General features: G+C 64.1%; 2 protein-coding genes and 1 pseudogene. 1 reads left to right on the top strand and 2 read right to left on the bottom strand.

Translation table 11 applies throughout. From position 1 onward, the window contains the following. Positions 1-474: pseudogene (locus WAN02_RS09120) on the bottom strand (glutamine synthetase); the annotation flags it as partial. A gap of 44 nt (positions 475-518) precedes the next feature. Next, the gene (locus tag WAN02_RS09115; RefSeq protein ID WP_422263831.1) at positions 519-1013 is read right to left on the bottom strand and encodes a carboxymuconolactone decarboxylase family protein; all 495 of its coding nucleotides are present in this window, start codon (positions 1011-1013) and stop codon (positions 519-521) included. Positions 1014-1563: 550 nt separating this feature from the next. On the opposite strand from WAN02_RS09115, the gene WAN02_RS09110 reads away from it, so the two are divergent. Next, positions 1564-2286: a hypothetical protein gene (locus WAN02_RS09110; protein WP_422263830.1), complete on the top strand. Its 723-nt coding sequence runs from the start codon at positions 1564-1566 to the stop codon at positions 2284-2286. Positions 2287-2476: the final 190 nt, after the last annotated feature.

Raw genomic sequence — 2476 nt, 5'->3', positions numbered from 1 at the left:
GTACTGTGCCCATTCGGTCGAGGGCAGTCGGTGGCCGTCCGGCTGAACCAGCAGGAACTCGATCTCGTGACCGACCAGAGCCTGGATTCCGGCTTCGGCGAGGACCGCCTCGACCCGAACCAGGGTTCCGCGGCTGCAGGCCGGAACCGGCGTACCGTCCTGCTCGAAGAATGAGCCGGGCGCCCAGGCCAGTCCGTCGCCGAGAATCCGCATGGCGGACAAGTCAATTCGGATGCGCTCATCACCCACCACGCCGATGTGTTCGGTGAACGCGATGCCGGTCTGGTCGATGACAAAGCCGTGCCACACCCGACTGGCACCCAGGCCCGGATCGGCGAAGGCGTTGGTCCGGCGGATCGGCACGCTCTTGGCCTGGGTCAGGCCGGCCGGATTGACCACCGTGCCGATGACCGCGTCGACCCCTTCGGCCTCGAGTTGGGCGATGGCCGCGGCGGCGAGCGGTGTGGTCGTCATCTGCCGGGGAGCGGGAGGTGGCCGCGGCTAGCAGACTCGGTGGTTCATACCCGGCTCGGCAGGGTCAGCTGGCAGGACTGGCCGATGTCCAGCGTCCGAAGCACCCGTCCCATGCCGATCCACAGCGCGCACGACAACGCCAGGTCGGCGAGCAGCTCCTCGGAGAAGTGTTCGTTGGCGCGGGCCCAGAAATCCTCGTCGTCGCGCAGCACGGTGTGTTGCGTGGCGAACCGGTGGGCGAACTCGGCGGCCAGCCGCTCCTGGTCGCTGTATCCGGGCCAGGTGCGCCACTCGCGAGCGTGGTCGTAGAGCTCTTCGTCGACGCCGGCGGCGGGCCCGTCGGCGTCGCGGGTGTTGACGCACACTTCGCATTCGTTTTCGTGGGCGATGACGGTCCGCGCGAGTTCGCGGGTCCGCATCGGCAGCCGGTTCTTGCTGTAGACCGCGTTGGCGAACGCGCCGATCGCGCTGCCGAGTTCGGGGGACTTCAAAACCCAGCCGGCGAGGTCGTCATCAGCGAATGTTCCGATTCGGCTCATGGCGAGATGGTACGCCTCCGGCTGTCGTGTCCCGCAACCCCGAAACGCATCGAGGCGCTCGTCGAGCCGTGGCGTTATCGGCCCATTCTGGTCACATCGATTAATAAATGGCGCCACTTTTCCGATACCTTAACTTTAGCTATGCGTCGAATTCTATTTGATTTCTAGACATGTATGGAATGCCCGCTCCCAGGGGTCGGACGGAAGCCTGCACATCGCATCGTTAATTGCGGCCCCAGAAGCTTTGCCGACCGAAACCTGTTGCGCAGCAACATATCCCCTGAACATTCTGGCGACGAGCGTTGTTGGTGCCCCCGCCCTTGGTGAGCTACCGTGACCCACGATTTCCCTGAATGCAACCTAAGTGATCACTAATAGAAACTCAGGCGCATTCAAAATTTATATACATAACCAACATCTTCTGAGATAGGCTCGGGCGGTCGGCGGCCCGTCGGGGTTGGGCATCGAAAACTCACGTGCGGGACGCCGGAATTGGGCCGCAACCCAATGCGCATCCACATCGACACAGACCCGGATTGGACACTCGTACATGAGTCGCAACGCTCGCCGCATAGCGTTAAGTCTTGGCACGGCCGCCGGTGCCGCCCTTATTGCCGCGTCGTTCAGCTTGGGCACCGCACCGGTAGCCGGCGCGGATCCGGTCAGCGACTTGGTTGGGGCAATTGACCCGGCCGCGGCGGTTAGCGCCGCGGGTGTCCCCGAGACAATGGCGTTCAGCTATTTGATCGAGGCACTCGACCCGTACGCGTTCAACTCCGCGGGTGCACCGATTGGCGCGCTTGGCCTTTTGGGCTACTACACCGACACCTACCTGTTGGGGCCCGCCGGCCTTGATGCCGAGCTCGCCCCGCTCGTTCAGAGTTTGGTGGGTACGGTCTCGTCCGGAACCCCCGGAACCTATACACCTGAGATCAGCGATTTGATCGCGGCATTCGACCCGAACGCGTTTACCGGGGGTACCCCGGGCGTCGCACCGACCGACGCGCTCGGCGAACTGGGTTACTTCACCGACACGTACCTGTTCGGGCCCACCGGCATTGATAACCTGATCGCCCCGTACGTCACCGAGATCATCGATTCGTTGCATTCCAGCGCCGAAAGTGTCGATGTGAGTCCGGTCAGCGACTTGATCGCTGCACTCGACCCAAGCGCGTTTGCAGCCGGCGTTGCTGACGTGACCGCGCCCACCGCCGCCGGCCTGGTCGACCCGGTCGTCGACGGCCTGCTGAATTCGGGCTTGTCCCTCTTCTGATGCGCTATCTGGCTGGCGAGGCCGACCGGCCCCGCCAGCCAGGTGGCGGCTACGGCGAAGCGGTAGGCCGGAAGCTCAGCGTGGAAGCCCGAGAGGAAGTCTCTGGGTGGCGAGCCGGGATGGCTCGTCCCAGTCCGGTTGCGCGACGATCCGGTGAGTGATCCGGTTGAGCGCAGCTTCGACTTGAGCC

It is taken from the genome of Mycobacterium sp. (assembly GCF_049281135.1).
In the GTDB taxonomy this organism is placed as follows: domain Bacteria; phylum Actinomycetota; class Actinomycetes; order Mycobacteriales; family Mycobacteriaceae; genus Mycobacterium.
The sequence above is the reverse complement of the archived record's forward strand: the minus strand, read 5'-3'. Positions and strand labels throughout refer to the sequence as shown.